We start from the raw sequence: 26,062 nt of genomic DNA, 5'->3' as shown, positions 1-26,062 counted from the left end.
CCGGCTCGTGCTACGGCTCCCCGCGGCGGGGGTGCCGTGGAAATACCCGAGGTGGGTGGGGCCATACGCGCCGCGGCGGGGCGCTGCAGCGCGGAGGCCGGCCGTTCCGCTGGCTGGCTGTGCCAGGACGGGGCAGGGTGGGAGCGGCGGGCCCGGTCGGATCAGAGTTCGGTCGGAAGGCCGCCGGTGAGGACGGCCGCGAGGCGCCGGTCGAGGCCCTCGGAGCCCGCGCCGCGGGCCGGTACGGAGCGGCGGAAGCGGCGGACCCGGTCGACGACGCGCTCGGACTTGAGTCGCGCACCGATGTCGAGGGCGTCGGTGGCGAGGCGGACGGCCTCGTCGGCGTCGCCGGCATCGGCGTGCGCCCGGGCCAGTTCCACCTGGAGGATGGCGCCCTGCTTCGGGCCGGGGCGGGTGCCGGAGAACGCCTCGGCGAAGGCGGAGCGCGCGTCCTGCGGGCGGGCCAGGCGCACCGACGCCAGCGCGCGGTAGCCCGCGACCTTGGCGTGGTCGAAGGCGAACACCCACGGCCACGGCGGTTCGGCGTTGTCGGAGCGCTCCACTGAGCGCTCCGCCAGCGCGATCTCGCGGTCGGCCTCAGCGGCGGCGCTCAGCCCGGCGTGGCCAAGTGCCCGGACACACGCCAGCCAGGCGATCGCGGTGGGGTGGGCCCCCGGGCCGAGGCGCCGCCCCGCCTCGCCGGCCAGGGAGAGGCCGAGTGCGGGGTCGTCGGCTTCGATCTCGAAGGCGGCCAGGCTGCCCAGCATGTACACGTCGAGCAGGCGGCTGCCAGCGTGCCGGGCCCGCTCAACCGACGTGCGGTAGTAGGCGCGGGCGGTGCCGGCGTCGCCCATGTCGGCGTGCAGCCAGGCCGCGAAGCCGGCCGCCTCGCTGGCGGCCGCCGCCACGTCGGCCGCGAACGGGGTCTCCTGCGCGCGGGCGAGTGTGCGGCCGGACAGCTCGACGTGCGCGATTGCGCCGCGGGCCAGGTCGCGCGCCGGCGAGGACGAGTCCAGCCGCCGCTGGCCGCCGGTGATCGCACGCAGAGTCGCAGCGGTCTGCTCATGGATTCCGGAGTGGGCGGGCGGGGCGCTGGAGGTGAACGGCAGTGTGAGCGCGGAGACCGTTACGGCCTTCCCGAATTCCCTGCGTCGCGTGGGATCAACCCCCTTGTCCTGTTCGGCGACGCCGAACCGGAGGAGGTGGATCGGGACGCCCAGACGCCCGGCCAGGTCGCGGACCTGGTCGATGGTGAGTGCCTGCTGGCCGTTGACCACGCGCGACACCCAGCTCTGGGAATAGCCGACCGCGCGGGCCAGCTCTCCCTGGGACCAGCCCCGGGCGCTGCGGACCTCGTTGACGATCGCGGGGATGTCGCAGGTCGCGAGGGCCGACGCCAGGGCGGGGCGGGTCCAGAACTCCGGCGGCAGTGCGCCGTCTCGCTGGGGCATGAGCCTAGGTTAGAGTCACCACCTGGGCTTGGTGGCTATGTGTGAGAGAAATGGTGCTATGCGTAGCACGCATATCGCTATCGCTCCGCTCCCGGATCGGGCACAGTCAAGGGACTGAAGTCCCTGCCAGCCAGGGATTCCGACGGTGCCGGGAGGATGGATGAGTGCGGAGGGGCCCGAATTCCGGGCATCAGGCATGACCGGAAGCGGTCAGCGGCTTGACGGCCGCGCGCGGGCTGGCGCGGACGCGGTGTGGGCCCGCGCGCTGAGCGGCCTGACGGCGGAGCTCCGCTCGCACGGCCTCGAGGCGCGCATCGACGGCCGCACCGGAGTCGTCGAGGCGCGGCGGCCGCTGCGGCCCGCGGCCGCGGGGGCGCTGCGGGCGCAGCGCGCAGTACTGCGCCCCCACCGCGGCCGGCTCTACTGGTGGCTGCGCTGGGAGGACGAGCAGGCCCCGAACGCCCGGCGGTGCGCGCTGCAGCACACGCCGCTCACCCCGGCCGCCGACGTCGGCGCGGCCGCCCGTCGCATCGCCGGAGTCATGGTGCCCGAGCAGCGCCAGTGCGCCGCCGACCGGATCGGCTGAGTCGGCAGAGGCCCGCCCTCCGTCCCGAGAACCTGCGCGTCCGCGGTCCTGGCCGGCGGACGCCTCCCGGCGAGCGCCCGCGGTGCGCTTCATGCCGCCCGCGCGCCGCCACGGGCCCGCGCCCTCCGCGCCTCCCCGGTGTGTGGAGGGCGCGGGCCTGCCCCGCGTCCCCGCTTCAGCTGCAGACGCGGAGGATCCGCGCTGCGCACACGCGTCCCGCTGCTGCCCGGGCGCTGCCCCTTGCCGGCCCCGGCCGGGCGGACACTCGGCCCCCGCCCGCCGCGGGCCGGGGCGCACCACCGCCTTCCGCGCACGCGCGCGCGGCGCGCGCGTGCGCGGAAACGAACGAAGGACCAGAGGCCGCTACTCCGAGCGGCTAGGCGCCGATGGTGGAGCGGTGGCGGGCAGCAAGGAGCGCGGCGCCCGCGATTCCGGCGGAGTTGCGCAGAGCGGCGGGGACGATGGGGGCGCGCGTGGTGAGGTGGGGGAGGAAGCGGTCGGCCTTGCGGCTGACGCCGCCGCCGACGACGATCAGGTCGGGGGAGAGGAGCTTCTCCACCTCGTCGTAGTAGCGCTGCAGGCGGTGGCGGGCCCAGTGCTTGAAGGAGAGGCCGTCGCGCTCCCGTGCCGCCGATGACGCCCGCGACTCCGCGTCGTGCCCGTCGATCTCCAGGTGGCCGAACTCCGTGTTGGGGACCAGCGTGCCGTCGGCGATCAGCGCCGTACCGATGCCCGTGCCCAGCGTCGTCAGCAGCACGACGCCGGGCACGCCGCGCGCCGCACCGTAGGCGTGCTCGGCCACCGCCGCAGCATCGGCGTCGTTGACCACCGCCACCTGCCGTCCGGTCGCCGCGCCCAGCAGCTGCTCGATGTCGACGCTGACCCAGGACGCGTCGACGTTGGCCGCCGTGCCCACCGCCCCGCCGTGCAGCACCCCGGGGAAGGTCACGCCGATCGGAGCACCCGGCGAGGCGTGCGGTGCTGCCTCGGCCACGATCCGCGCCACCACGTCCGCGACGGCGTCGGGGGTCGACGGCTGCGGCGTCGCGATCTTGGTGCGGTCAGTGCAGAACGCGCCGGTTGCGAGATCCACCGGGGCGCCCTTGATGCCGCTGCCGCCGATGTCGACGCCCAGGCCCGCGCCGTGCGCGGGCTCTGCCCGCCGGGCCGGCGGCGGCGCCGCTCCGGTCGCTGCCGCCTGGGGGCTGCTGTTCGCCATCCGGATCCTCCTCATGCCGGCGCGCCCGCTCCCGGACGCGCCGCTGCCGACGCCACTGCCGCTGCAGCCGCCGCTGCACAGTCCAGATGCCCCGCCCGGCGCCGATTACGCCCGGGCTGTCCTGGACGGATACGCTGGGCGGTCGCGCACCCCCTCCCCTGGACTCCGCGGCGCTGCGGCGCCCTGCCGGGATCCGCCCGTGCGGTGCGCGCAACCGATCCGCCGGCTGCGCGCCGGCACTGTGACCACGACCCGGAGAGACGAGCGCCAGTGACCGGCATCCATGGCCGCCGAGGACCCTTCGACGACGGCGACACCGTGCAGCTCACCGACCCCAAGGGCCGGATGCACACCATCACCCTGAAGTCCGGGTCGTCGTTCCACACCCACCGCGGGCGCCTCGACCACGACGACCTCATCGGCCGCCCCGAGGGCAGTGTCGTGCAGGCGACCTCCGGTACCGCCTACGTCGCGCTGCGCCCGCTCCTGCTGGACTTCACGCTGTCGATGAAGCGCGGCGCCACCATCGTCTACCCCAAGGACGCGGCGCAGATCCTCGCCCAGGCCGACATCTTCCCCGGCGCGCGGGTGATCGAGGCGGGCGCCGGCTCGGGCTCGCTGTCCTCCTGGATGCTGCGCGCCCTCGGCGAGCACGGCCGCCTCTACTCCTTCGAGCGGCGCGACGACTTCGCCGAGATCGCCCGCAAGAACGTCGAGCGCTACTTCGGGGCGGTGCCCGACACCTGGGAGCTGGCGGTCGGCGACCTCAACGAGAAGCTGGCCGAACCCGGTGCGCCGACCGAGGTGGACCGGATCGTCCTCGACATGCTCGCCCCCTGGGAGTGCATCCCGGCCGCGGCCAGCGCTCTCATCCCCGGCGGTCTGATCTGCGCCTACGTCGCCACCACCACCCAGCTGTCCCGGGTGGTGGAGGAGCTGCGCGGGCACGGCTCCTTCTACGAGCCGCACGCCTGGGAGACCATGGTGCGCAACTGGCACGTGGAGGGCCTGGCGGTGCGCCCGGACCACCGGATGATCGGCCACACCGGCTTCCTGGTGACGGCGCGCCGGCTCGCCGACGACGCGCGGGTCCCGGAGCGCCGCCGCCGCCCGGCCAAGGGCGCCTACGGGGCCGAGTGGCAGAGCGCGCAGGGCGGCACGGCGGACAGCGCCGCTGCGGGCGGCGCCCCGGCCGGCAGCGGCGCCGCCGAGGAGGCTGCCCCCGCGGAGGGCGGCCAGGGCTGAGCCGCCTGCTGAACGGCGCCATCTGAAGGGGCCCCGAACGGCGCGGCGGGGCCGGTGCGGAGCCGATCTCTGCACCGGCCTCGCTTTCTGCTTTCCGGCCGGTGTTTCAGCGGTGCCGATTCCCGGCTCCCGGACGGACCGGACGGCCGGCCCCGGCGGCGCTGCATCGCCGCAGCGGGGCCGGTTCTCGGCGCGCGGCCGGACCTGGCCGCCCGGTAACGTTACGTTCTCATTACGCAGTGTCGTCATTGTCTAGGTTGAACAGGGGTTTTACAAGATCGAAAAGTGAGTCCCCCGACACTGGCGGCCGTGTAGAGGTTAGGAATAGTCCATGGGTAGGTAGGCTCCCGAGTAGTCGTCCTCTTATAGGAGGTGGCGGACGTGGCCGAACGCGACGACGAGCGCCGGTCGGAGCGCGACCGAGAAGTCGAAGAGCTCACCGCTCAGGTCTCCTATTTGGAAAAGGAGCTCAGCGTAGTCCGGCGCAAGCTCGCCGATTCCCCCCGCCATGTGCGCTTGCTGGAAGAGCGCCTTCGCGAGGCGCAGTCCAACCTCGCGGCGGTCAACGGCCAGAACGAGCGTCTGGCCTCGACGCTGAAGGAGGCGCGCGACCAGATCGTCGCCCTGAAGGAGGAGGTCGACCGCCTCGCGCAGCCGCCCTCCGGGTTCGGCGTGTACCTCGGTTCCCGCGAGGACGAGACCGTCGAGATCTTCACCAACGGGCGCAAGATGCGGGTCAACGTCAGCCCATCGGTCGACGTCGATGCGCTGAGCCCGGGCCAGGAGGTCATGCTCAACGAGGCGTTCAACGTCGTCGAAGCGCAGTCCTTCGAGACGGTGGGCGAACTCGTGCTCCTCAAGGAGGTGCTCGACGGCGACCGCGCCCTCGTCATCTCCAACCACGACGAGGAGCGCATCGTCCGGTTGGCGGCACCGCTGCTCGACCAGGCCATCCGGCCCGGCGACTCGCTGCTGCTGGAGTCCCGCTCGGGCTATGTCTACGAGCGGATCCCCAAGTCCGAGGTCGAGGAGCTCATCCTCGAAGAGGTCCCCGACATCGCCTACACCGACATCGGCGGCCTGGGCGGGCAGATCGAGCAGATCCGCGACGCGGTGGAGCTGCCCTACCTGCACAAGGACCTCTTCTACGAGCACCAGCTGCGGCCGCCCAAGGGCGTGCTGCTGTACGGCCCGCCGGGCTGCGGCAAGACGCTCATCGCCAAGGCGGTGGCGAACTCGCTGGCCCAGCAGGTCGCCGAGCGCACCGGCCAGGACGTCGGCAAGAGCTTCTTCCTCAACATCAAGGGGCCGGAGCTCCTCAACAAGTACGTCGGCGAGACCGAGCGGCACATCCGCCTGGTGTTCCAGCGGGCCCGGGAGAAGGCCGGCGAGGGCACGCCGGTGATCGTGTTCTTCGACGAGATGGACTCGATCTTCCGCACCCGCGGCTCGGGCGTCTCCAGCGACGTGGAGAACACCATCGTTCCGCAGCTGCTCAGCGAGATCGACGGGGTGGAGGGGCTGGAGAACGTCATCGTCATCGGCGCCTCCAACCGCGAGGACATGATCGACCCGGCGATCCTGCGGCCCGGCCGGCTGGACGTCAAGATCAAGATCGAGCGGCCCGACGCCGAAGCGGCCCGCGACATCTTCTCCAAGTACATCACCGACGCCCTCCCGCTGCACGAGGACGACCTCGCCGAGCACGGCGGGTCCAGCCGGGCCACGGTGGACGCCATGATCCAGCGGGTCGTGGAGCGGATGTACACCGAGTCCGAGGAGAACCGCTTCCTGGAGGTCACCTACGCCAACGGTGACAAGGAGGTCCTGTTCTTCAAGGACTTCAACTCCGGCGCGATGATCCAGAACATCGTCGACCGGGCCAAGAAGATGGCCATCAAGGACTTCATCGACAACACCTCCAAGGGCATCCGGGTCTCCCACCTTATGCAGGCCTGCGTCGACGAGTTCTCCGAGAACGAGGACCTGCCCAACACCACCAACCCGGACGACTGGGCCCGCATCTCCGGCAAGAAGGGCGAGCGGATCGTCTACATCCGCACGCTCGTCTCCGGCAAGAAGGGCGCCGACTCCGGCCGCTCCATCGACACGGTCGCCAACACCGGCCAGTACCTCTAGGCCGCAGGCAGTCACAGCCCCGGCCCGCTGGACGCGCTCCGCGCGTTCCAGCGGGCCGGGGCTGGTTTGTACGGGGGACTTTCCGGCCAGTCCGGGAATTGCGCAGAATAGTCCGGTAATGCGGTGTTTTCCGCGGTGGAACTGCGGTGCCCCGGGCTGCCGTCGGAGAATCGCGCGCCGCAATTCCGTGCGGGGACTGCCGGCGGAGTACCACCCCCGTTCCGGGCAATTCCGAGACCGGTTTCCGGGCGCAGGAAACCGGAAGTGCCGTGTGTTTCGTCCGATCGGTGCTTGCGGGCGGGCTTCCCGGGCCGCGGCGCCATCCGCGGCCGTTTCCGGACGTTTGCCGCGATCGGCGCGGGGACGGTGGGATGCTGCTGCCACCTGTCGGCCGTGGAGGACGTGATGGAGTTGCCGGAACAGCCCTGCCGCTCGGCGCCGCCGGGCCCCGGGACGGGGCAGGGGCGCGCTGGATGAGCCGCCGCGCGGTGGTCGTCGGAGCGGGGATCGGCGGGTTGGCGGCGGCCCGGGCCCTGGCGGCGACCGGGTGGAGCGTCGAGGTCTTCGAGCGCGCCGAGGGCCTGCCCGATTCGGGCACGGCCCTGGGCATGTGGCCCGAGGCCATGGCCGCGCTGGACCGCCTCTCGCTGGGGGACCGGGTCCGCCAGGAAGGGGTGCGCCAGCAGGGGGCGGCGTTCCTCCGCCCCGACGGCGTTCCTTTCGCGCGGGTGAGTCCGCGCGAGCCGGCCTACCTGATCTCCCGGCCCGCGCTGCACCGGGCGCTGTTCGACGGCGCGCTGGAGGGCGCCGTCCACTGGGGGGCAGGGGTCAGCGACCCGGCGGAACTCCCGGAGGCGGACCTGGTCGTGGGAGCTGACGGCATCAACAGCCGGCTCCGGGGCGCGGTTGCCGCCAGAACGGCGGATGTCCGCCCGCTGGGCACCGTCGCGTTCCGCGGAACCGTGCCCGGCGCGGTAGAGACGGTGACCGAAACGTGGGGCGAAGGGCGCCTGTTCGGCATTACACCGCAGGACGCGGAGACGACGAACTGGTTCGCGAGTATCCGGCGCGACCTGCTTGCCGAGTATGACGATGGCCGGCCCCGTGCAGAGCTCCTTGCAGCAGCCTTCGGCGGCTGGCATCCGGCAGTCCGCGATGTCCTGCGCAAAATCGAGTCGGATCAGGTCGACCGGCGCGTCCTCTACGACGTCCCTCCGCTGGGCCCGTGGTTCCGCGGCCACCGCGTCATCATCGGAGACGCCGCGCACGCAATGGCGCCCAACGCCGGCCGCGGCGCATGCGAGGCCGTGGTCGATGCGGTGGAACTCGCGGACTCGCTGGCGTCGGCCGGATCGGTGGCCGGCGGATTGCCGCTGTTCGACCGCCGGCGCCGCCGCGCCGCACAGCGGACGGTCCGCGTGTCCCGGCTGCTGAACCGGTGGGCGACCGCCCGCCGCTTCGCCCCAGTCCGCTACCGCGCCATGGGAATGCTGGCCCGCTTCGCCTGACTATGCGGGGCCGCGGAGCGGACCGCCCCCGGCAGCACTGCGGTGCCCGCCCGCACATCGGCGCGGCAGGGCTGCCTGCCGAGGTGGCGGTACGTGCCGGATCGGGGCGCGCAGGTGTTGTCCTGGCAGTTCCAGTCAACGCTCTGGGCCGCATCCTCCAGCGCCAGCACCGCCCTCTCCACCTACCGGATGCGGGACGTCGGCGGCGGTGACCGGCAGACCCTGCTCCTGCGGCCACCGTGGCCGCCACCGGGGCAGCCAGTCGGAGAAGTCCTCGCGCAGGAATCGGGAATCCGCCGGCTTCAGCCGGATCTGCGGCCGCTCATCAGCCCACCACACCTCGAACTCCGACGTGGCACCCTCGACGGGCCAGCGCTCGGCCGTCCTCGGGAGCAGCACCACATCAACGAACCCGGTGACCGGCAGCCCGATATCCACGAAGACGCCGATCGCGCCAGGACTCGGCACCCGGACCACCGTTCCCGGGAAGCGCTGGCCGAAATGGAGGCGGCGACGTATCGCCTCCCAGCCCTGTGCAATCACCACCCCGGCATCCTGCCAGAGCTGATCCCCCTGCAGGGCAGCCCTCGGCCGCGCAGGTCCGCCCCAGAGCGCGGCCCTCCGCCGGTGGCAGACTGGCGGGGTGAATGGCGGGGTGAATGAAATGGTCCGGCGCCGGCTGCGGCGGCGCTATCTCCTGTACTCGTGGACCCGGATGCCGGGCGGGGAACCGGGGGCGGAGGTGTGGCGGCTGTCGGGCCGCGCGAAGCTCTTTGCCAAGATCGGTGATCCCGCGGAGCTGTCCGCGGAGGCCGAGCGCGCTGCCTGGCTGTCCGGTGCGGGCGCGGCCGCGCCGGAGCCGGTGGAGCAGGGCGAGCGCGACGGCGTGGGATGGCTGGTCAGCACCGCCGTCCCTGGCCGGCCGGTGTCGGGGGAGTGGCCGGCGCACCTGCGGGCGCCGGTCGTGGCCGCCTTCGCCAGGGCAGCCCGTCGGCTGCACGACCTGGCTGCCGGCGGCTGCCCGTTCGACGGCCGGCTGGACACCGCCGTCCCGCTGGCGCGCAAGCGGGTCGCCGCGGGCCTCGTGGAGTCCGGCAGCTTCGACGCGGAGCGCCGGGGCGAGCCGCCGGAGCAGGTACTCGCAGCCCTGGAGGCCAGTCGTCCGGATGAGCGGGCGGACGACATCGTCGTCTGCCACGGCGACCTGACCCCCGACAACGTCCTCATCGACCCCGCCACCCTGGAGTGGACCGGTTTCGTGGACACGGGTCGGCTGGGCACGGCCGACCGCCACCGCGATCTGTCCCTCGCCCTGCGCGACCTCGCCGGGGAGCCCTACGGCCCCGCGTTCGCCCGCGCCTTCGCCGTGCACTACGGCGACGACCTCATCGACCCGGACCGGCTGGCCTACTACCGGCTGCTCGACGAGTTCTTTTAGCTGCGGCTTCCGCGCTGCGGACTGGAAGCTGCGCTACTCGTGTGCGGCCGGGGAGCGGCCGGCTTCCCCGCGTGCGGCCAGCGAGCCGGCGGCCGCCGGCCTCCTCGGGCAGGCTGTGCACCGCAAGCCGTGCGGTGCCCGGGCGCGGCGGCCTCACCGGGAGCGGAGGATGCCGCGCTCGGTGGCGGTGTGGATGGCGGCGGTCCGGTTGTCGACGCCGAGCTTGGCGTAGATGTGCACCAGGTGGGTCTTGACCGTTGCCTCGCTGACGAAGAGTTCGCGGGACAGCGCCTTGTTGCTGAGGCCGCGGGCGAGCAGGCCGAGGATCTCCACTTCGCGCGGGCTCAGCGCCGGCTCAGGCGAGCGCAGGCGCTGGAACAGGCGCGCGGCGACGTCCGGAGCCAGTGCCGTCTCGCCGCGCGCCGCCGCCAGCACCGCGCTGCACAGCTGCTCCGGCGGCGCGTCCTTGAGCATGTAGCCGGTCGCGCCGGCCTCGACCGCGGCGAGGATGTCGGCGTCGGAGTCGTAGGTGGTGAGCACGAGGACCGGCGGGGCGCCCGGCCGCGCCGCGATCTCCCGGGTCGCGGTCACGCCGTCCATCCCGGCCCCCATCTGCAGGTCCATCAGGACGGCGTCGATCCGCCCGGCGCCGCCGCCTTCCCCGCCGCGCTCCGCGGCGTCCAGGGCGGCGAGCGCCTCCCGGCCGTCGGCCGCTTCGGCGGCGACGCGCATGTCGGCGCGCTTGTCGAACATGGCCCGCAGTCCGCGCCGCACCACCGGGTGGTCGTCCACCAGCAGCAGCCGCAGCGGCCGCCCTGCTGCGCCGTCCCTGCCGCTCATCGCCTGCTCCCTTCGCCGCCGTTCTCGCCCGCCGGGATCGGCAGCGCCACCGCCAGCGCCGTGCCCTCGCCCGGGGCCGACTCGATCTGGAGCCGGCCGCCGAGCGCTTCGACCCGGGAGCGCAGGCCGCGGATGCCGTAGCCGGTGCCGTCGGAGCGCCCGCCCCGGTCCTCGGCCGGGCGGAAGCCGCGGCCGTCGTCGAAGACGTCCAGCGCCACCTCGTCGCCGAGATAGGCCAGCGTCACCACCGCGGTGCCCGCCCCGGCGTGCCGCACCGTGTTGGAGAGCCCCACCTGGGCCGCGCGCAGCAGGGCCACCTCGTGGCCGGGCGGCAGCGGCGCCCGGCCGCCCTCCTCGCGGAACCGGCAGCCGGGGGCGCCCTCCTCGGCCTCCGTCCGGGCGCACAGCCGCTCCAGAGCCTCCGGCAGCGACCCGCCCTCCAACGCAGCGGGGGAGAGGCCGCGTACCCAGCGGCGCGCCTCCTCCAGGTTGTCGGCTGCGGCGCGGTGCGCCTCGGCGACGCGGCCGCGCGCGGCCGCGTCGCCGGCGCCGCCGGGCTCCAGCGCCGACTCCGCGGACCGGAGCAGCAGCACGATGCTCGACAACGCCTGGGCAAGGGTGTCGTGGATCTCGCGGGAGATGCGCTCGCGCTCGGCCAGCACCCCGGCCCGGTGCTGGGAGCGGGCCAGTGCGTCGCGCGCCTGCTCCAGGTCGACGATGAGGCGGCGGCGCTGCTCGCTCTCCCGGTACAGCGCCGCATAGCCGAGCCCGACCACGACCGCCGAGGCCGCGCCGAACAGCGGGCCGAGCACCATCCCCAGCGTCAGCGTGTGGGCGTGCAGGCCCTGGGCCGCCACGACGGCGGCCGCGATCACGGCGACCGCTGCGACGGCGTGCACGCGCCGCAGCAGGTGCAGGTGCAGGAAGAACAGCGGGAACGCGACCCAGGAGAAGTCCGGGTCGTGCACGAGCAGCAGCGCCCACAGCGCCGTCACGGCGGCCAGCCACGCCAGCGCGGCCCGGCGCCCGGTGCCGAGCCGCCCCATCAGCAGCGGGCCTGAGGCGTAGACCCCGCCCAGGAGCACCGCGCCGCCGAACGCGGCCCACGCCCAGTGGTCGGCCCCGTGCTCGGCGCCGGGCAGCAGCGGCCGCAGTGCGGGGACGGCGAGCAGGGCGAAGAACGCCGCGTGCAGGCAGCCGCGCAGCACCCGCAGGACCAGCCCGGTGCCGCCGGTGCCGCCCGCTGCGCTGGCCGGCAGCGGACCGCCGGGGGGCGCGGCACCGGCCGCGGGGACAGTGGACATCCCCCTCACCGTAGGCCCGCGGCCTGCGCAGACGCATCAACCGAAGGGTTGATGTCGCACTGCACCCGCTGCGCTGCAGGATCGTCCGTCGCACCGATGGAATCCGGTCCGCCGCGGACCAGCCTGGAAGGGGCCGGAGCTGCGGTGCGGCCGGGCCCCACTGCGGGTGCACCCCGCCGCCCCGCTCCGCAGCGGGCGCCGTCCGAGGGCAGCGCCCGGAACCCCGTCTGAACGCACTGGTGCGCCCGCCGCGCACCGCCGAGGAAGGAGGCCGCCGTGTTCGTGGCCGTCCGCGATATCCGCCACGCCAAGGGGCGGTTCGCGCTGATGGGCTCGGTCCTGGCGCTGATCACCCTGCTGGTCGTGCTGCTGTCCGGGCTGACCGCCGGGCTCGCCCGGCAGTCAGCCGGCGCCGTCGAGGACCTGCCCGCCGACCGGATCGCGTTCGGCGCCTCGGGCTCCGACGCGCCGGAGGTGTCGTTCTCCGACAGCTCCGTGACCTGGGATCAGGCCGATGAGTGGGCCGAGGCCGGCGGCGCCGAGTGGGCCGAGCCGCTTGCCGTCACCCAGGGCCGGCTGGAACTGGAGGACGGCTCTTCGGCCGCCGTGACCGTGTTCGGAGCCGTGCCGGGCGGCGAGCTCGCTCCGGACGGCCTGTCCGACGGCGGGCTCCTGGTCCCCGAGGAAGCCGCTGCGGAGGAGGGGCTCGCCGAGGGCGACACCGTGGAGCTGGCCGGTACCGGCTTCACCGTCGACGCGGTGCGCGCCGGCGACGGATTCACCGGCGGTTTCAGCCACACGCCGGTCCTGTGGACCACCCTGGAGTCCTGGCGCGGTCTCGCACCCGCCGGCGCCGACGCACCCGCCGGCACCGTGGTCGCCTCAGCCGGCGCGACCGGAGCCGATGCGGCGGACGAGGCTGCCGGAACCGTGTCGGCGACGCTGTCCGACAGCCGTGCGGGCATCGGCGGCTTCGCCGAGGAGAACGGGTCGCTGCTGATGATCCAGGGCTTCCTGTACGGCATCTCCGCGCTGGTCGCCGGGGCGTTCCTGACGGTGTGGACCATCCAGCGCACCGGCGACATCGCCATCCTCAAGGCCCTCGGCGGCTCGACCGGCTACCTGGTCCGCGATGCCCTCGTGCAGGCGTTCCTGGTCCTCGCCGCGGGTGCGCTGGCCGGCGGAGCGGCCGGTGCGGGCATCGGCGCCCTGATCGCCGGCACGGTCCCGTTCTCCGCGAGCGCCGCCACCACCGCGCTTCCGGTCGCGGCGATGACCGCCCTCGGCATGGCCGGCGCCGTCCTCGCCGTCCGCCGCATCACTTCGGTCGATCCGCTGACCGCACTGGGAGGAGTCCGATGAGCATCAAGCTCGACGACGTCACACTGACCTATCCCGACGGGGACGGGCGCGTCACGGCGCTGGACCGCGTCTCCCTCGCGGCGGCGCCGGGGGAGGTGCACGCGATCGTCGGCCCGTCCGGCTCAGGCAAGTCCAGCCTGCTGTCGGTGGCCGCGGCACTGGTGCGGCCCCAGTCCGGAACCGTGCTGATCGACGGCGAAGACCTGTCCGGAAAGCGGCCGGCCGCACTGAGCCGGCTGCGTATGCACCGCGTCGGCATCGTGTTCCAGCAGCCCAACCTGGTCTCGTCGCTGACCGCCGTGGAGCAGCTCCTCGCCGTGGAGCACATGCGCGGGCGCCCGGTGCGCGCCCGGCGCCGCGCGGCGGAGGCGCTGCTCGCCTCGGTCGGCCTCGACGGGCGCGCCCACCGGCGCGCAGCGCAGCTGTCCGGCGGGGAGCGGCAGCGGGTCAACATCGCCCGCGCGCTCACCGGCGCGCCCGCGGTGCTCGTGGTCGACGAGCCCACCGCCGCCCTCGACCACGAGCGCGGCGCGGCGATCATGGACCTGATCGCCGAATCCACCCGCACCTTCGCCACCGCGACCCTGGTCGTCACGCACGACACCGCCTACCTCGACCGGGCCGACCGGGTGTGGCGGATGCACGACGGCCGGCTCGCCGCGGCGGACGGCGCCGGAGGGGCGGATGCGGAGGCCGGCGCAGGGTGAGCCGCGCGCAGCGCAGGTGGCGGCCGCCCTGTCCGGCTCCGGCCGCGGCGGGGCGGCCCCGGCCGCCTGCGCCGCGCCGCAGGCAGGGTCCGGCCCGCCGGTGCCGCGGGCCGGGCTGCCGGGAGCGGGGATCCCGTACGCCCCAGGGGGTCACGCAGAGCCCGGGCGGCGCGCAGAGGGTGGCGGAGAGGAGTTCACATCGGGCCTCCGGCCGATAATCTTCCCTCATGACTGTGCGGCGGATTATGGGCATCGAGACCGAGTACGGGATCTCCGTACCGGGCAACCCCGGGGCCAACGCGATGGTGACCTCCACCCAGGTGGTGAACGCCTACCTCGCGGCGGCGGCCGCCCGGGCGCGCAAGGCCCGCTGGGACTTCGAGGAGGAGAACCCGCTGCGCGACGCGCGCGGCTTCGACCTGGCGCGCGAGGTCGCCGACCCCACCCAGCTGACCGACGAGGACCTGGGGCTGGCCAACGTCATCCTCACCAACGGCGCGCGCCTCTACGTCGACCACGCCCACCCGGAGTACTCCGCCCCCGAGGTCACCAACCCCCTGGATGCGGTGCTGTGGGACAAGGCCGGGGAGCGCGTCATGGCCGACGCGGCCGCCCGCGCCGCGGGCGTGCCCGGCACGGAGCCGATCCAGCTCTACAAGAACAACACCGACAACAAGGGCGCCTCCTACGGCTGCCACGAGAACTACCTGATGCGGCGGGCGACGCCGTTCGGCGACATCGTCCGCCACCTCATCCCGTTCTTCGCCTCCCGCCAGGTCGTCTGCGGCGCCGGGCGGGTCGGGATCGGCGCGGACGGGCGCGGCTCGGGCTTCCAGATCAGCCAGCGCGCCGACTTCTTCGAGGTCGAGGTGGGGCTGGAGACCACGCTGAAGCGGCCCATCGTCAACACCCGCGACGAGCCGCACGCCGACCCGGAGAAGTACCGCCGCCTGCATGTCATCATCGGCGACGCGAACATGAGCGAGACGGCCACCTACCTCAAGCTCGGCACCACCTCGCTGGTGCTGTCGATGATCGAGGACGGGTTCATCGACATCGACCTGGCGCTGGAGACGCCAGTGGCCGACCTGCGCGCCTTCTCGCACGACCCGTCGCTCACCCACCAGGCGCGGCTGCGCGACGGCCGCCGGATGACGGCGCTGCAGCTGCAGCGCTCCTACCTGGAGCTCGCCCAGAAGTACGTGCAGGACCGGTACGGCAGCGAGCCGGACCCGGACACCGCCGACGTGCTGCGCCGCTGGGAATCGGTGCTCGACCGGCTCGGTGAGGACCCGATGCAGCTGTCCGCCGAGCTCGACTGGGTCGCCAAGCTCACGCTGCTGGAGGGCTACCGCAGCCGCGACGGCCTCGACTGGGACCACCACCGGCTGCAGCTGGTCGACCTGCAGTACTCCGACGTGCGCGCCGACCGCGGGCTGTACAACCGGCTGGTGGGGCGCGGGCGGATGGAGCAGCTGGTCACCGAGGAGCAGGTGCAGCGCGCCGTCACCGAGCCGCCGGAGGACACCCGCGCCTACTTCCGCGGCCGCTGCCTGGAGCGCTACGCCGACGCGGTGGCCGCGGCGTCGTGGGACTCGGTCATCTTCGACCTGCCCGGCCGCGACTCGCTGCAGCGGGTGCCCACCCTGGAGCCCAGCCGCGGCACGAAGGAGCACGTCGGAGCCCTGCTCGACTCTGCGGCCACCGCGGAGGAGCTGGTCGCCATCCTCACCGGAGACCAGGGCGCGGGCTGACTCCGGCCGCCCGCCGGGTGCGGCGTACGGGCGGCTCTGGGCCGGGTGGAGCGCGCTGCGCCGGCCCCGGCGCGGCGCGGGGGCGGAGGCTCTGCCGCGGCGGCGCAGCCGAGGGCCGCCCGGATCGGGATGCTCTGCCCCGGTCTGCGTTGTCCGGGCGGTTCCGCGTGCCCGCGTGCTTCCGGTCCGCTACTGCCGGTTTCGCGCGCCGTATCGAACGGGTATTCGGACAGCGGGCCGGTAACGTGCGGACAACGGCACCGGAGATCGCGGTTGAGCCGTGGTCCGGCGGGCCAAGATAAGGGCGAGAGCCCCGATCGAGGAGGTTGTGGGATGGCGACCAAGGACACCGGCGGCCAGAAGCACGGCACTCGGCGCGAGGAGGAGACCGAGGAGGTCGAGGCCGGGACCGAGGCCCAGGAGCGCAACGAAGACCTCGATGCCGACGTCGACGACATCCTCGACGAGATCGACGAGGTCCTGGAATCCAACTCCGAAGACTTTGTGCGCCAGTTCGTCCAGAAGGGCGGGCAGTGACGCCCACGGCCTCTGCGCCGACCGCAGGGCACCGGGGCCGGACCGCCGCCGCGGCGGTCCGGCCCCGGTTCGCCGTCAGCGGACGCGCCTGCGAGCGCTACCCCGCCGAGGGCGCCGCTCAGTAGGGTCAGCGGTACTGGAAAGCCACCGGAAGGAGTCGCGTGTCCGCAACCTTCGAGGGCGGACGGCTGCCCGCCGCCTACATGAATCCGGGGTCGTCGTCGTTCACCGAGTTCCTCGCCGCAGCCCATCCCGACCTGCTGCCCAACTGGCAGGACCTGCCCCGCGGCGGAAGCGGAACGAGCGGACTCACCCCGGACGCCACCACCATCGTGGCGCTCACCTTCCCCGGCGGTGTGGTGATGGCCGGCGACCGCCGGGCCACCGCGGGGAACACGATCGCCAAGCGCGACATGGAGAAGCTCTTCCGCGCCGATGAGTTCTCCGCCGTCGCCATCGCCGGCTCGGCCGGCATCGGAATCGAACTCGCCCGGCTGTACCAGGTGGAACTGGAGCACTACGAGAAGCGCGAGAGCCGGCCGCTCTCCCTGGAGGGCAAGGCCAACCGGCTGGCCAGCATGCTCCGCGGCAACCTCGGCATGGCCATGCAGGGCTTCGTCGTGGTGCCGATCCTGGTGGGCTACGACGAGGACAGCGGCGAGGGCCGGATCTTCAGCTACGACCCCTCCGGCGGCCGCTACGAGGAGCAGCGCTTCCACTCCATCGGGTCGGGCTCGGTCTACGCCCTGGGGTCGCTGAAGAAGCTCTACTCCGACGGTATCGACGAGGCCCAGGCGGTCAAGGCCGCGGTCCAGGCCCTCTACGACGCGGCCGACGACGACTCCGCCACCGGTGGCCCGGATATCCACCGCAGGATCTTCCCGCTGATCGACGTGGTCACCGAGGAGGGCTACCGCCGGATGCCGGTCGACGAGGTCGCGGCAGTCGCCGAGGCGGTCGTCGCCGGCCGCGCCGAACACCCCGACGGCCCGACCGCCCCCCTGGGCTGACCCGCACCACTACGGCCGGCCCCGACTAGCAAAGGAACGATCAGCGGTGACGATGCCGTTCTACGTCTCGCCCGAGCAGAGCATGAAGGACAAGGCGGACTACGCGCGCAAGGGCATCGCGCGCGGCCGCAGCGCCGTCGTCCTCCAGTACGACGGAGGCATCCTGCTCGTCGCGGACAACATGTCCCGCACGCTGCACAAGATCAGCGAGCTCTACGACCGGATCGCGTTCGCCGCCGTCGGACGCGGCAACGAGTTCGAGAACCTCCGCCTGGGCGGTGTCCGCTACGCCGACCAGCACGGCTACGCCTACGACCGGCGCGACGTCACCGGGCGGATGCTCGCCAACGCCTACTCCCAGACCCTGGGAACGGTCTTCAGCGAGAGCAACAAGCCCTGGGAGGTGGAGATCGTGGTCGCCGAGGTCGGCGACGACGCCGACACCGACCAGATCTACCGGATCACCTTCGACGGCTCGGTCGCCGATGAGAAGGGCCTAGTGGGCATGGGCGGCTCCGCAGAGGCGGTGACCAGCGCGCTGCGCGAGCGGTTCGACCGGACCGCGCCGCTCGGCGAGGCGCTGGCCGCGGCCATGTACGCCCTCTCGCACGAGCAGAACGAGCGCCGCGAGCTGGACGCCGCCAACCTGGAGGTGGCCGTGCTGGAACGGGCCCGGGAGCACCGCAAGTTCCGGCGGATCCGCGGCGCCCGGCTGGAGCGGCTGATCACCGAGGCGCGCGCCGCCGAGGAGAGCGCGTCCGGCGGCTCCAAGGGCAGCGGGAACGGGGGAGCCAGCGGCGGCGGCAGCGGCTCCAGCGGCAGCTGAGCGGACGCGGCCGGCTCGGCCGGAGGCCTGTACCGGGGCGGGCGCGGGACGCGCCCGCCCCGGCGGCCTCGGGCCCGCGGAGCGCCGCAGCCGCGCGCCGGCCCGGTTCCGCCCGCCGAGAATGCCGGACGGCACCGGTTTCCGGAGCCGGGGCGGAGCCGATAAATAGGGTGGAGTCGTCGGCAGCAGGCCGGGCTCCCGGCCGGGGACCCGGCCGGGTCGGTCCGCTGCCACGGGACGGGAGACGGGTGAGGCAGCGTGGATCGCCGCATTTTCGGCCTGGAGAACGAGTACGGCGTCACCTGCACGTTCCGGGGACAGCGCCGCCTGTCGCCGGACGAGGTGGCGCGCTACCTGTTCCGGCGCGTCGTGTCGTGGGGGCGCAGCAGCAACGTCTTCCTGCGCAACGGCGCCCGCCTCTACCTGGACGTGGGCAGCCACCCCGAGTACGCCACGCCCGAATGCGACGACCTCGCCGACCTCGTGGCGCACGACAAGGCCGGCGAGCGCATCCTGGAGGGCCTGCAGGTCGACGCCGAGCAGCGGCTGCACGAAGAGGGCATCGCCGGCGAGATCTACCTGTTCAAGAACAACACCGACTCGGCCGGCAACTCCTACGGCTGCCACGAGAACTACCTGGTCGGCCGGCACGGCGAGTTCGGCCGGCTGGCCGACATCCTCATCCCGTTCCTGGTGACCCGGCAGATCATCTGCGGTGCCGGGAAGGTGCTGCAGACGCCGCGCGGCGCGCTCTTCTGCGTCAGCCAGCGCGCCGAGCACATTTGGGAGGGCGTCTCCTCTGCGACCACGCGCTCGCGCCCCATCATCAACACCCGCGACGAGCCGCACGCCGACGCCGAGCGGTTCCGCCGCCTGCACGTCATCGTCGGCGACTCCAACATGAGCGAGGTGACCACCCTCCTCAAGCTCGCCTCCACCGACCTCGTGCTGCGCATGATCGAGACCGGCGCGGTGATGCGCGACTTCACGCTGGAGAACCCGATCCGGGCGATCCGCGAGGTCAGCCACGACATGACCGGCCGCCGCAAGGTCCGCCTGGCCAACGGGCGCGAGGCCAGCGCACTGGAGATCCAGCGCGAGTACCTGGAGAAGGTCCAGGCGTATGTGGACCGCAACGGCACCGACGCCACCGGCAAGCGCGTCCTGGAGCTGTGGGGCCGCACGCTGGAGGCCATCGAGACGCAGAACCTGTCCCTGGTGGAGCGGGAGATCGACTGGGTCGCGAAGTACCGCCTGCTGGAGCGCTACCGCGACAAGCACGGCCTGTCGCTGTCCTCGCCCCGCATCGCCCAGCTCGACCTGACCTACCACGACATCCACCGCGACCGCGGCCTGTTCTACCTGATGCAGCGCAAGGGGCAGATGGACCGCGTCGTCGGTGACCTGAAGACCTTCGAGGCCAAATCGGTCCCGCCGCAGACCACCCGCGCCAAGCTCCGCGGCGAGTTCATCCGCCGCGCCCAGGAGAAGCGCCGCGACTTCACCGTTGACTGGGTCCACCTCAAGCTCAACGACCAGGCCCAGCGCACGGTCCTGTGCAAGGACCCCTTCAAGGCCGTCGACGAGCGGGTGGAGAAGCTGATCGCCGGTATGTAGCCGCAAGCGGGCGGGGGTGCCGGCCGGCGCCCCCGCCCGCTCCCGGAAGGGCCGCTCCGCATCCGTTGCGGGGCGGCCCGCCCGCGTTCCGGCCACGTTCTTATCGGCCTCTTACGGAGGTACGGCACCATGGCGTTTTCGATAGTGTGACGGGGAACCGAGCCGGATATTGAGGTAGTGCCCTATGCCACGACGTGCCGCCGCCATCGCGGTGCCGCTCTCCATCGCGCTGCTCGCGCTGTCGGGCTGCAGTTCGATCCCGGAGAAGTACCGCGTGCCCGCCTTCATGCGCACCGGGGCGGAGGTGGACGAGCGGCTGCCCACGGTCACCGGCGATCCGGGGGAGGAGCCCAAGGTCGACCTGCCCGACATCGAGCCGCCCGGCGAGCAGGTCGAGGGCGTGCTGCGGGAAGGCGAGAGCGAGGCGATCGTCCGCAAGGACGACCTGGTCATGCTCGACGTCGTCGAGTACTCCTGGACCGGCAAGGGCGAGGCGGAGAAGGCCAACTCCAGCTATGAGTCCGGTTCGCCGCTGCTGATCAACGTGGAGCAGCTGGGCGAGTTCGGGACCACGCTGGTCGACCAGAACGTCGGCGCGCAGATCGCGTTCATCACCCCGCCGCCGGACCCCGCGCAGGCGCAGATGCAGGGCATGCCGCCGCAGGAGGGCGACACGGTCTCGGTGATGGAGATCCGCGACCGCTTCGGCAACGGCGACACGGTCGAGGGCGAGCAGACCACCGACGGCGGTGACGGCCTGCCCACCGCGCCCGACAACGGTGCCGCAGCCCCCGAGATCTCCATCCCCGAGGAGACCGAACCGCCGAAGGACCTGGAGAAGGCCAACCTCATCGAGGGCGACGGGCCGGCGGTGGAGAACGGGCAGCAGGTCGTCGCCCAGTACACCGGTGTGCGCTGGGACGACGGCAAGGTGTTCGACACCTCCTTCGGCGAGGACGGGCAGCCGTTCTACTTCCCGCTCGGCCAGGGCCAGGTCATCGAGGGCTGGGACCAGGGCCTCGAAGGCGAGAAGGTCGGCTCCCGCGTCATGCTCGTCGTTCCCGAGGATCTGGCCTACGGCAAGGAGGCCGAGGAGGGCGGCCAGCCCGCCGGCACGCTCGTCTTCGTCATCGACATCCTTGCCGCGGTCGACCCGCCGCCGGAGCCCGAGGCGCCCGAGGGCGGGGCCGAGGGCGGCGAAGAGGCGCCTCCGGAGGAGGAGCCCCAGGAAGAGCAGTAGCCCGCAGCGCACCGCTCGCCACCCGTCCCGAGGGGCGGCCGCGGCTCCCACCGGAGCCGTCCGGCCGCCCCTCGCGGCTTTTCCGCAGAGCCGCTCCGGCGCCGGCGGACCGCCTCTCCTTCACTCCTTGATTCCAGGAGTGGACGCACCGTGCTGGGGAAGCCTCGGGGGAGCGGGGCACCGCCCCGTGCAGGCGAGCGGATGATGCGGGGGGTATTCAGCCATGGCGCGACCGGACCGGGAACCGGAGCGGACGGGAGCGGCCGGGGCCGCGCGCGCGCGCGGACCCGGTGCCGCGCCGGTGCGGTCGGCGTCCGCGCAGGGGGCGGGCGCCGCGGTGATCGCCGTGTGCGTGGTCGCGGCCGCCGTGATCGGGGGAGCGGCGGCGTCGGACGCGGGCGCGGTCTACGGCGCGCTGGAGCGCCCGGCGTGGGCTCCCCCGCAGTGGCTCTTCGGCCCCGCGTGGACGGTGCTGTACGTGCTGATGGCGGTCGCCTGCTGGCTGGTGTGGCGGCGGACCGGCGCGCGCGGCGCGCTCGTGCTCTTCGCCGTCCAACTGGCGCTCAACGCGGCGTGGACGCCGCTGTTCTTCGCGGCGGGCCTGCGCGGTATCGCCTTCGCCGAGATCTGCGTGCTGATCGCGGTGCTTGCCGCGACCATCGCCGCGTTCGCCCGGCACTCGCGCACCGCGGCGCTCCTGCTGGCCCCCTACCTGCTCTGGACCCTCTACGCCGCGGCCCTCAACGCCGAGGTCTGGCGGCTGAACGGCTGAGGGGCAGGGCGGGCTGCGGTCCCTGCGGGCGCGGCCGCCGGCCGGGGCCTCCGCAGCGCGGCGCGGGCGGGTTCTCCAGCGCCTGCACGGGGCCAGGATGCACGGCGCCGGCGGCCTGCACCGGTGGCCGGTCCGGCGGCCCGGTCAGCCGGCCCGCTAGCCGTGCACAGGTACCGCCCCTCCACTCGGGCCGGTGGAGCGCGCTGCGGCTGCCGGGCGCGGCGGTGGCAGCCGCAGCACCGGCCGCAATGCGCGGGGTGCCGGCGGCGGCCAGCAGCCCGGTCCAGCGTCCGGGCGGCTGCACCTGCGGGCAGCGGCGCAGGGGTGCGCGGCCGGCAGCGGCCAGCGGGGTCCGGTGCCGCCTCAGCCGTCGAGCAGTGCGGCCGCGTGGCGTCCGGCGGCTGCGGCGGCGAGGAAGGACGGCGGGTCGTCGTCCAGGGACCGGCCCATGCTGGAGAGGCGGAACGGCAGTGCGCGCAGGGCCGCGTCGAGCCCGTCGAGGGGCACGTCGACCAGGCGGTGGCGCTCGGCGAGGGGGGCGGCCTCGGCGCGGACCCGTGCGCCGAACGCTCCCGGCAGCAGGGGCACGGGGACGTCGGCGGGCGACCACGCCACCCGTCCGTAGGCCGTGAGACTGTGGTGGGAGATTCCGCGGTGCCTCTCCCGCAGGTCGGCGCCGCTCACCCGCAGCGACGCCACCGGCCGCCCGCCGAGGACCCCGGCTGCGTTCAGCGCCTCGCCCGCGGCGACGCCGGAGAACCCCCACGCCGTGCCGGTGCCCAGGTTGCCCGGCCCCTGCGCCACGATGGCGAGGTCGGCGCCGAGGACGAGGCGTGCCGCCAGCAGCCCGGTGTGCACAGTGACCGCCTCCACGTCGCCGCCGAACGCCTGGCCGGTGGTGACGGTGCCGGCGATCAGCCCGGCGGTGCGCAGCGCAGCGGCGGTCCGGGAGAACGCGGCCGGCAGCGCCCCGCCGTCGAGCATCACGTAGGCGATCCGGGCGCCGGGCCGGTCGTGCAGTGCGCCGGCGGTGATCGCCGGCAGGGCGGAGTGCAGGTCGGCGGTGACGACCGGCAGGCCCGCGAGGTCGTCGGCGTCGCGCAGCAGCGCGTGGTCGGGGGAGTCCTGGCCGTCCACGCCGAGCACCGTCGTCTGCAGCGGTGTGTAGCGCGCCTTGACCAGGTGGCCGGCTGCCGGGCGGTCCGGCGGCAGCCGGTCGGGCAGCGCTGCGATCAGCGCGTAGCCGCCGGTACCCAGCTCCAGCGCCAGCGCCGTGGTGTTGAGCAGGACGCGGTCGCCGGGCTCGGGCACCCCGACCAGGCCGGTGTAGGCGAGGGCGCGGCACAGGCCGTCCGGGCCGCCGCCGGTGCCGTCCGACGTGCCGGGCAGGTACTCGCCGGGCGGCCCGCCGGAACCCTGCTCCGGCACCGGGAGCGCGTCCGCAGTGCCGTCCGCGGCAGCCCGGACTGCGCCGCCCGGCGGCGGAGCCACCTCCACCTCGGCCTCGACCGCGCCCGGCCACTCGCGCCGGATCGACCGCACACGCGCTTCCCGCCAACGGATCACGCCGAGCACGGTACCGTCGGTGCGGGACGCGGCGCCGGGACGGCGCGCCGCGCGGCCGCGGGCGGCGCGAAGGGCGGGGAACCGATGTCGAAGAAGAAGACCGAACGCCAGCTCAACCTGGTGATCTGCCTGATGGCGACGCGGCGCTATCTCACCGCCCGCGAGATCCGCGCGACCGTCGCCGGCTACGGCGATGCCGACACCGAGGACGCGGCGGGCGACGTCGCCTTCAAACGGATGTTCGAGCGCGACAAGGCGGAGCTGCGCGCCTCCGGCATCGCGATCGAGACCGGCGGCGGCGACGTGTGGAGCGGCGAAGAGGGCTACCGGATCTCCGCCGCCGCGGCCACGCTGCCCGAGATCGCGCTGCACGCCGACGAGGCCGCCGTGCTCGGCCTGGCCGCCCGCGCCTGGCGGCACGCCGCCCTCGGCGGTACGGCCGCCGGCGCCGTCATGAAGCTCCGCGCCGCAGGGGTGCCGGTCGACACCGGGGCAGCGCCCGCCGTCACGCCGGTCCTCGGCGCCGACGAGCCCGCGTTCCTCGCCGTCTGGCAGGCGGTCCGCGACCGCCGGCCGATCGAGTTCGACTACCGCAAGCCCGGCGCGCCGCAGGCCGAGCGGCGCCTGCTGGAGCCGTGGGGCATCGTCAACGTGCGCGGCCGCTGGTACGTCGCCGGCCACGACCGGATCCGCGGCGCCCGCCGCGTCTTCCGGCTGGGCCGCATGGTCGGCCAGGTCCGCACCCTCGCCTCCGGCCCGCCCGTGGAGGTGCCGGACGGCGTCGACGTGCGCTCGGTGGTCTCCGCCGAGCGGGCCGAGCCGGTGCACTCCGCCGTGCTGCACGTCCGGGGCGACTCCGGCCACGTGCTGCGCCGCTCGGCGCGGCGCATCGTGCCCGGCGCCGCGACCGCGCTGGAGGACCGCTGGGACGAGCTGACCCTGCCCTACACCGACCGTGCCGACCTGGTGCGCGCCGTCGCCGGGTTCGGCGAGCGCGCCGTTGTCGTGGAGCCCGCCGACGCCCGCGACGCGGTCGCCGCCCACCTCGCCGCCGTCGCCGAGGCGCCCCCGGCGGGCCCCGTGCCGGACGGGGGCGCCGATGCGGGCGGCGGGGCGGAGGACGCCGCTGAGCCGCCGCGGTCGGCCGTCGCCGCCGAGCAGCTGCGCCGCCTGCTCATGCTCGTGCCCTACGCGATCGGCTGGGACGTGCGCGTGCCCGACGTCGCCGCGCAGTTCGGCGTCTCCGAGAAGCAGGTGCTCAAGGACCTCGCGCTGCTGTGGATGTGCGGCCTGCCCGGCTACACCCCCGGCGACCTCATCGACGTCGACCTGGAGGCCGCCGAGTCCACCGGCGAGATCATCATCTCCAACGCCGACACTCTCGCCCGCCCGCTCCGGCTCACCGCCGACGAGGCGGCGAGCCTCATCGCCGGTCTCGACCTGCTCGCCGAGCTGCCCGGCGCCGCCGGAGCCGGTGCCGACGGCGGCGCGGCCCTCAAACGCGTCCGGGAGAAGCTGCGCGAGGCGGCCGGCTCCGCCGCCGAGGAGTTCGCCGACGCCGTCACCGTCCGGGTCGACCTGGGGCCGCAGGAGCGCGAGAAGCAGCGCCGCTGCCAGCACGCCCTGGAGCAGGGCCAGCGGCTCCACCTGCGCTACCTGTCCGGCTACGTCGACGAGGTCACCGAGCGCGACGTCGACCCGATGGGCCTGCTCATCCAGGACGGCCACGCCTTCCTGGAGGGCTGGTGCCGGCTGCGCGGCGGCGTCCGCCTGTTCCGGCTGGACCGGGTACTGGACCTGACCGTGCTCGCCGAGCCGGCCGCGGTCCCCGGGGGTGTGCGCCGGCGGGACTTCAGCGCCGGACTGCTGCCGCCGTCGGAGGCCGACGCCCACGTCACCCTCGACCTGGAGCCGGAGGCGCGCTGGGTCACCGAGGACTACGTCTGCACCGGCGTGCGCGAACTCGGTGGCGGCCGGGTCCGCGCGACGCTGCGCACCCCCGTGCCCGGCTGGGTCCGCGGCCTGGCCCTGCGGCTCGGCCCGGCGGCGCGGGTCGTCGCGCCGGCCGACGTCGCCGAGCAGGTGCGCGCGGACGCCCGCCGCGCCCTGGACCGCTACGCTTCGGGGGCCCAGCGGGCCCCGCAGAGCTGAATCGACGGCGCTTTCGCGCACCGGCCACCGGTCCGTCGCTGCCCGGCCGCTTGGGCGCAACCCGGGGGCGGGGCTGCGGTCCTGCGCGACGCAGTAAGGTGGTCGTGTGGTTCCGATCTTCGTCCTTGCCGCGGTCACCGGCCTCGGCCTGCTGGTTGCGGCGGTGCTGGCCGTCCGCGCCGCGGCCGCGCTGGCGCGGCTGCGCGCGCAGATCGCGCGCACGCAGAGCGAGGTCGAGCCCGCCTACCGCGCGTACCGTGCGCGGACCCGGAGTGCGGACCCGTGTGCGCACACCGGTTCGGGCGTACGATCTGAAGGCGCACGGCGCCGTTGAGAGAGGTAGAGACACATGGGGTTGGACGCGCGTAGCCTCCTGATCCTGCTGCTGATCGCACTCCTGCTGTTCGGCGCCACCAAGCTGCCGACGCTGGCGCGGTCGCTCGGACGCAGTGCGCGGATCCTCAAGGCCGAGGCCAAGGGCCTCGCCGATGAGGAGGGCGAGGGCCAGGACGGCCAGGACTCCGGTCAGAACGCCCAGAACTCCGGGCAGCAGCCGCAGCAGGGGGCGCAGCAGAACGGCGCCGCCCCGCAGCAGCAGTACGGCCAGCAGGCCCAGCAGCAGTACCCGCAGCAGCAGGGCTACCCCGAGCTGCCTGCCGGGCAGCGCATCGTCGACGAGAACGGCGAACCGGTCCGCCGCCACAACGACTGAAGCGCGATCGGGGGCGGCGGCCGCAGGCGCGCCGCCCGGACCGGCTGCTCCGCGGGCACCTGCCCGGGCAGCCGCGGC

At 74.0% G+C, this 26,062-nt stretch carries 23 protein-coding genes; 17 read left to right on the top strand and 6 right to left on the bottom strand.

Annotated features, from left to right (window positions below):
- Positions 1-161: 161 nt before the first annotated feature.
- A complete protein-coding gene (locus ACYVGT_RS10945) occupies positions 162-1,451 on the bottom strand; it encodes a helix-turn-helix domain-containing protein (protein WP_460856727.1) in 1,290 nt (429 codons plus the stop codon).
- A 196-nt stretch (positions 1,452-1,647) separates the two neighbouring features.
- On the opposite strand from ACYVGT_RS10945, the gene ACYVGT_RS10940 reads away from it, so the two are divergent.
- Entirely contained in the window at positions 1,648-2,037 is a 390-nt protein-coding gene (locus ACYVGT_RS10940) for a hypothetical protein (RefSeq protein WP_460856724.1), read from the top strand.
- 376 nt (positions 2,038-2,413) lie between these two features.
- Here ACYVGT_RS10940 and ppgK read toward each other — a convergent pair whose 3' ends face one another.
- Entirely contained in the window at positions 2,414-3,256 is an 843-nt protein-coding gene (ppgK, locus tag ACYVGT_RS10935; protein ID WP_460856721.1) for a polyphosphate--glucose phosphotransferase, read from the bottom strand.
- 270 nt (positions 3,257-3,526) lie between these two features.
- On the opposite strand from ppgK, the gene ACYVGT_RS10930 reads away from it, so the two are divergent.
- The 3 genes from ACYVGT_RS10930 to ACYVGT_RS10920 all read left to right on the top strand — a co-directional run bounded on the left by ACYVGT_RS10930 (position 3,527) and on the right by ACYVGT_RS10920 (position 8,148).
- Positions 3,527-4,501 (top strand): tRNA (adenine-N1)-methyltransferase, encoded by a 975-nt coding sequence (locus ACYVGT_RS10930; protein WP_460856718.1) that lies wholly within the window; start codon positions 3,527-3,529, stop codon positions 4,499-4,501.
- A gap of 372 nt (positions 4,502-4,873) precedes the next feature.
- On the top strand, positions 4,874-6,640 hold the full coding sequence (arc, locus tag ACYVGT_RS10925) for a proteasome ATPase (protein WP_460856716.1): 1,767 nt from the start codon (positions 4,874-4,876) through the stop codon (positions 6,638-6,640).
- Positions 6,641-7,113: 473 nt separating this feature from the next.
- On the top strand, positions 7,114-8,148 hold the full coding sequence (locus tag ACYVGT_RS10920; RefSeq protein ID WP_460856714.1) for an FAD-dependent monooxygenase: 1,035 nt from the start codon (positions 7,114-7,116) through the stop codon (positions 8,146-8,148).
- A 135-nt stretch (positions 8,149-8,283) separates the two neighbouring features.
- Here ACYVGT_RS10920 and ACYVGT_RS10915 read toward each other — a convergent pair whose 3' ends face one another.
- Positions 8,284-8,694 carry a hypothetical protein gene (locus tag ACYVGT_RS10915; RefSeq protein ID WP_460856711.1) on the bottom strand — a complete coding sequence of 137 codons (411 nt, stop codon included), beginning with the start codon at positions 8,692-8,694 and terminating at the stop codon, positions 8,284-8,286.
- 118 nt (positions 8,695-8,812) lie between these two features.
- Between ACYVGT_RS10915 and ACYVGT_RS10910 the strand changes: the two genes are divergently transcribed.
- Entirely contained in the window at positions 8,813-9,586 is a 774-nt protein-coding gene (locus tag ACYVGT_RS10910; protein WP_460856844.1) for an APH(3') family aminoglycoside O-phosphotransferase, read from the top strand.
- Positions 9,587-9,739: 153 nt separating this feature from the next.
- Here ACYVGT_RS10910 and ACYVGT_RS10905 read toward each other — a convergent pair whose 3' ends face one another.
- Together ACYVGT_RS10905 and ACYVGT_RS10900 are read right to left on the bottom strand one after the other, a co-directional pair.
- On the bottom strand, positions 9,740-10,426 hold the full coding sequence (locus tag ACYVGT_RS10905; RefSeq protein WP_460856709.1) for a response regulator: 687 nt from the start codon (positions 10,424-10,426) through the stop codon (positions 9,740-9,742).
- The gene (locus ACYVGT_RS10900) at positions 10,423-11,730 is read right to left on the bottom strand and encodes a sensor histidine kinase (RefSeq protein WP_460856707.1); all 1,308 of its coding nucleotides are present in this window, start codon (positions 11,728-11,730) and stop codon (positions 10,423-10,425) included. Before ACYVGT_RS10900 ends, ACYVGT_RS10905 begins: the two co-directional genes overlap by 4 nt.
- Before the next feature lie 276 nt (positions 11,731-12,006).
- Here ACYVGT_RS10900 and ACYVGT_RS10895 point away from each other — a divergent pair, with 276 nt between their 5' ends.
- The 9 genes from ACYVGT_RS10895 to ACYVGT_RS10855 all read left to right on the top strand — a co-directional run bounded on the left by ACYVGT_RS10895 (position 12,007) and on the right by ACYVGT_RS10855 (position 21,555).
- Positions 12,007-13,092, top strand: a complete 1,086-nt coding sequence (locus ACYVGT_RS10895) for an FtsX-like permease family protein (protein WP_460856704.1) — start codon at positions 12,007-12,009, stop codon at positions 13,090-13,092.
- Complete coding sequence (locus ACYVGT_RS10890; RefSeq protein ID WP_460856702.1) at positions 13,089-13,799, top strand: ABC transporter ATP-binding protein; 711 nt, start codon at positions 13,089-13,091, stop codon at positions 13,797-13,799. The genes ACYVGT_RS10895 and ACYVGT_RS10890 overlap by 4 nt, the downstream gene beginning before the upstream one ends.
- Before the next feature lie 227 nt (positions 13,800-14,026).
- Complete coding sequence (gene dop, locus ACYVGT_RS10885) at positions 14,027-15,553, top strand: depupylase/deamidase Dop (RefSeq protein WP_460856699.1); 1,527 nt, start codon at positions 14,027-14,029, stop codon at positions 15,551-15,553.
- Positions 15,554-15,886: 333 nt separating this feature from the next.
- The gene (locus ACYVGT_RS10880) at positions 15,887-16,090 is read left to right on the top strand and encodes a ubiquitin-like protein Pup (RefSeq protein WP_460856697.1); all 204 of its coding nucleotides are present in this window, start codon (positions 15,887-15,889) and stop codon (positions 16,088-16,090) included.
- 161 nt (positions 16,091-16,251) lie between these two features.
- Positions 16,252-17,100, top strand: a complete 849-nt coding sequence (gene prcB, locus ACYVGT_RS10875; RefSeq protein WP_460856695.1) for a proteasome subunit beta — start codon at positions 16,252-16,254, stop codon at positions 17,098-17,100.
- 52 nt (positions 17,101-17,152) lie between these two features.
- Positions 17,153-17,926 carry a proteasome subunit alpha gene (gene prcA, locus ACYVGT_RS10870; RefSeq protein ID WP_460856841.1) on the top strand — a complete coding sequence of 258 codons (774 nt, stop codon included), beginning with the start codon at positions 17,153-17,155 and terminating at the stop codon, positions 17,924-17,926.
- A gap of 258 nt (positions 17,927-18,184) precedes the next feature.
- The gene (pafA, locus tag ACYVGT_RS10865; RefSeq protein ID WP_460856693.1) at positions 18,185-19,543 is read left to right on the top strand and encodes a Pup--protein ligase; all 1,359 of its coding nucleotides are present in this window, start codon (positions 18,185-18,187) and stop codon (positions 19,541-19,543) included.
- Positions 19,544-19,727: 184 nt separating this feature from the next.
- Positions 19,728-20,783: an FKBP-type peptidyl-prolyl cis-trans isomerase gene (locus tag ACYVGT_RS10860; RefSeq protein WP_460856691.1), complete on the top strand. Its 1,056-nt coding sequence runs from the start codon at positions 19,728-19,730 to the stop codon at positions 20,781-20,783.
- A gap of 223 nt (positions 20,784-21,006) precedes the next feature.
- Positions 21,007-21,555: a TspO/MBR family protein gene (locus ACYVGT_RS10855; RefSeq protein ID WP_460856689.1), complete on the top strand. Its 549-nt coding sequence runs from the start codon at positions 21,007-21,009 to the stop codon at positions 21,553-21,555.
- Positions 21,556-21,918: 363 nt separating this feature from the next.
- Here ACYVGT_RS10855 and ACYVGT_RS10850 read toward each other — a convergent pair whose 3' ends face one another.
- Positions 21,919-23,121 (bottom strand): DUF3866 family protein, encoded by a 1,203-nt coding sequence (locus ACYVGT_RS10850; protein WP_460856687.1) that lies wholly within the window; start codon positions 23,119-23,121, stop codon positions 21,919-21,921.
- A gap of 84 nt (positions 23,122-23,205) precedes the next feature.
- Between ACYVGT_RS10850 and ACYVGT_RS10845 the strand changes: the two genes are divergently transcribed.
- From ACYVGT_RS10845 to ACYVGT_RS10835, 3 genes are all read left to right on the top strand, one after another.
- Positions 23,206-25,272: a helix-turn-helix transcriptional regulator gene (locus tag ACYVGT_RS10845; RefSeq protein ID WP_460856684.1), complete on the top strand. Its 2,067-nt coding sequence runs from the start codon at positions 23,206-23,208 to the stop codon at positions 25,270-25,272.
- Between the two features lie 106 nt (positions 25,273-25,378).
- The gene (locus ACYVGT_RS10840) at positions 25,379-25,606 is read left to right on the top strand and encodes a hypothetical protein (protein WP_460856682.1); all 228 of its coding nucleotides are present in this window, start codon (positions 25,379-25,381) and stop codon (positions 25,604-25,606) included.
- Between the two features lie 15 nt (positions 25,607-25,621).
- Positions 25,622-25,984 carry a twin-arginine translocase TatA/TatE family subunit gene (locus ACYVGT_RS10835; RefSeq protein WP_460856680.1) on the top strand — a complete coding sequence of 121 codons (363 nt, stop codon included), beginning with the start codon at positions 25,622-25,624 and terminating at the stop codon, positions 25,982-25,984.
- The last annotated feature ends 78 nt before the right edge of the window (positions 25,985-26,062 follow it).

Source organism: Nocardiopsis coralliicola, assembly GCF_054779695.1.
Note: the sequence above shows the minus strand (reverse complement) of the source record. Positions and strands in the feature narration are given on the sequence as shown.

What these genes read in the sequence shown, in the direction of transcription:
- ACYVGT_RS10945 (WP_460856727.1), bottom strand. Translation starts at nt 1,451, where the DNA reads ATGCCCCAGCGAGACGGCGCACTGCCGCCGGAGTTCTGGACCCGCCCC.
- ACYVGT_RS10940 (WP_460856724.1), top strand. Translation starts at nt 1,648, where the DNA reads ATGACCGGAAGCGGTCAGCGGCTTGACGGCCGCGCGCGGGCTGGCGCG.
- ppgK (WP_460856721.1), bottom strand. Translation starts at nt 3,256, where the DNA reads ATGGCGAACAGCAGCCCCCAGGCGGCAGCGACCGGAGCGGCGCCGCCG.
- ACYVGT_RS10920 (WP_460856714.1), top strand. Translation starts at nt 7,114, where the DNA reads ATGAGCCGCCGCGCGGTGGTCGTCGGAGCGGGGATCGGCGGGTTGGCG.
- ACYVGT_RS10910 (WP_460856844.1), top strand. Translation starts at nt 8,813, where the DNA reads ATGGTCCGGCGCCGGCTGCGGCGGCGCTATCTCCTGTACTCGTGGACC.
- ACYVGT_RS10905 (WP_460856709.1), bottom strand. Translation starts at nt 10,426, where the DNA reads ATGAGCGGCAGGGACGGCGCAGCAGGGCGGCCGCTGCGGCTGCTGCTG.
- ACYVGT_RS10900 (WP_460856707.1), bottom strand. Translation starts at nt 11,730, where the DNA reads ATGTCCACTGTCCCCGCGGCCGGTGCCGCGCCCCCCGGCGGTCCGCTG.
- ACYVGT_RS10890 (WP_460856702.1), top strand. Translation starts at nt 13,089, where the DNA reads ATGAGCATCAAGCTCGACGACGTCACACTGACCTATCCCGACGGGGAC.
- dop (WP_460856699.1), top strand. Translation starts at nt 14,027, where the DNA reads ATGACTGTGCGGCGGATTATGGGCATCGAGACCGAGTACGGGATCTCC.
- ACYVGT_RS10880 (WP_460856697.1), top strand. Translation starts at nt 15,887, where the DNA reads ATGGCGACCAAGGACACCGGCGGCCAGAAGCACGGCACTCGGCGCGAG.
- prcA (WP_460856841.1), top strand. Translation starts at nt 17,153, where the DNA reads ATGCCGTTCTACGTCTCGCCCGAGCAGAGCATGAAGGACAAGGCGGAC.
- ACYVGT_RS10860 (WP_460856691.1), top strand. Translation starts at nt 19,728, where the DNA reads ATGCCACGACGTGCCGCCGCCATCGCGGTGCCGCTCTCCATCGCGCTG.
- ACYVGT_RS10855 (WP_460856689.1), top strand. Translation starts at nt 21,007, where the DNA reads ATGGCGCGACCGGACCGGGAACCGGAGCGGACGGGAGCGGCCGGGGCC.
- ACYVGT_RS10845 (WP_460856684.1), top strand. Translation starts at nt 23,206, where the DNA reads ATGTCGAAGAAGAAGACCGAACGCCAGCTCAACCTGGTGATCTGCCTG.
- ACYVGT_RS10835 (WP_460856680.1), top strand. Translation starts at nt 25,622, where the DNA reads ATGGGGTTGGACGCGCGTAGCCTCCTGATCCTGCTGCTGATCGCACTC.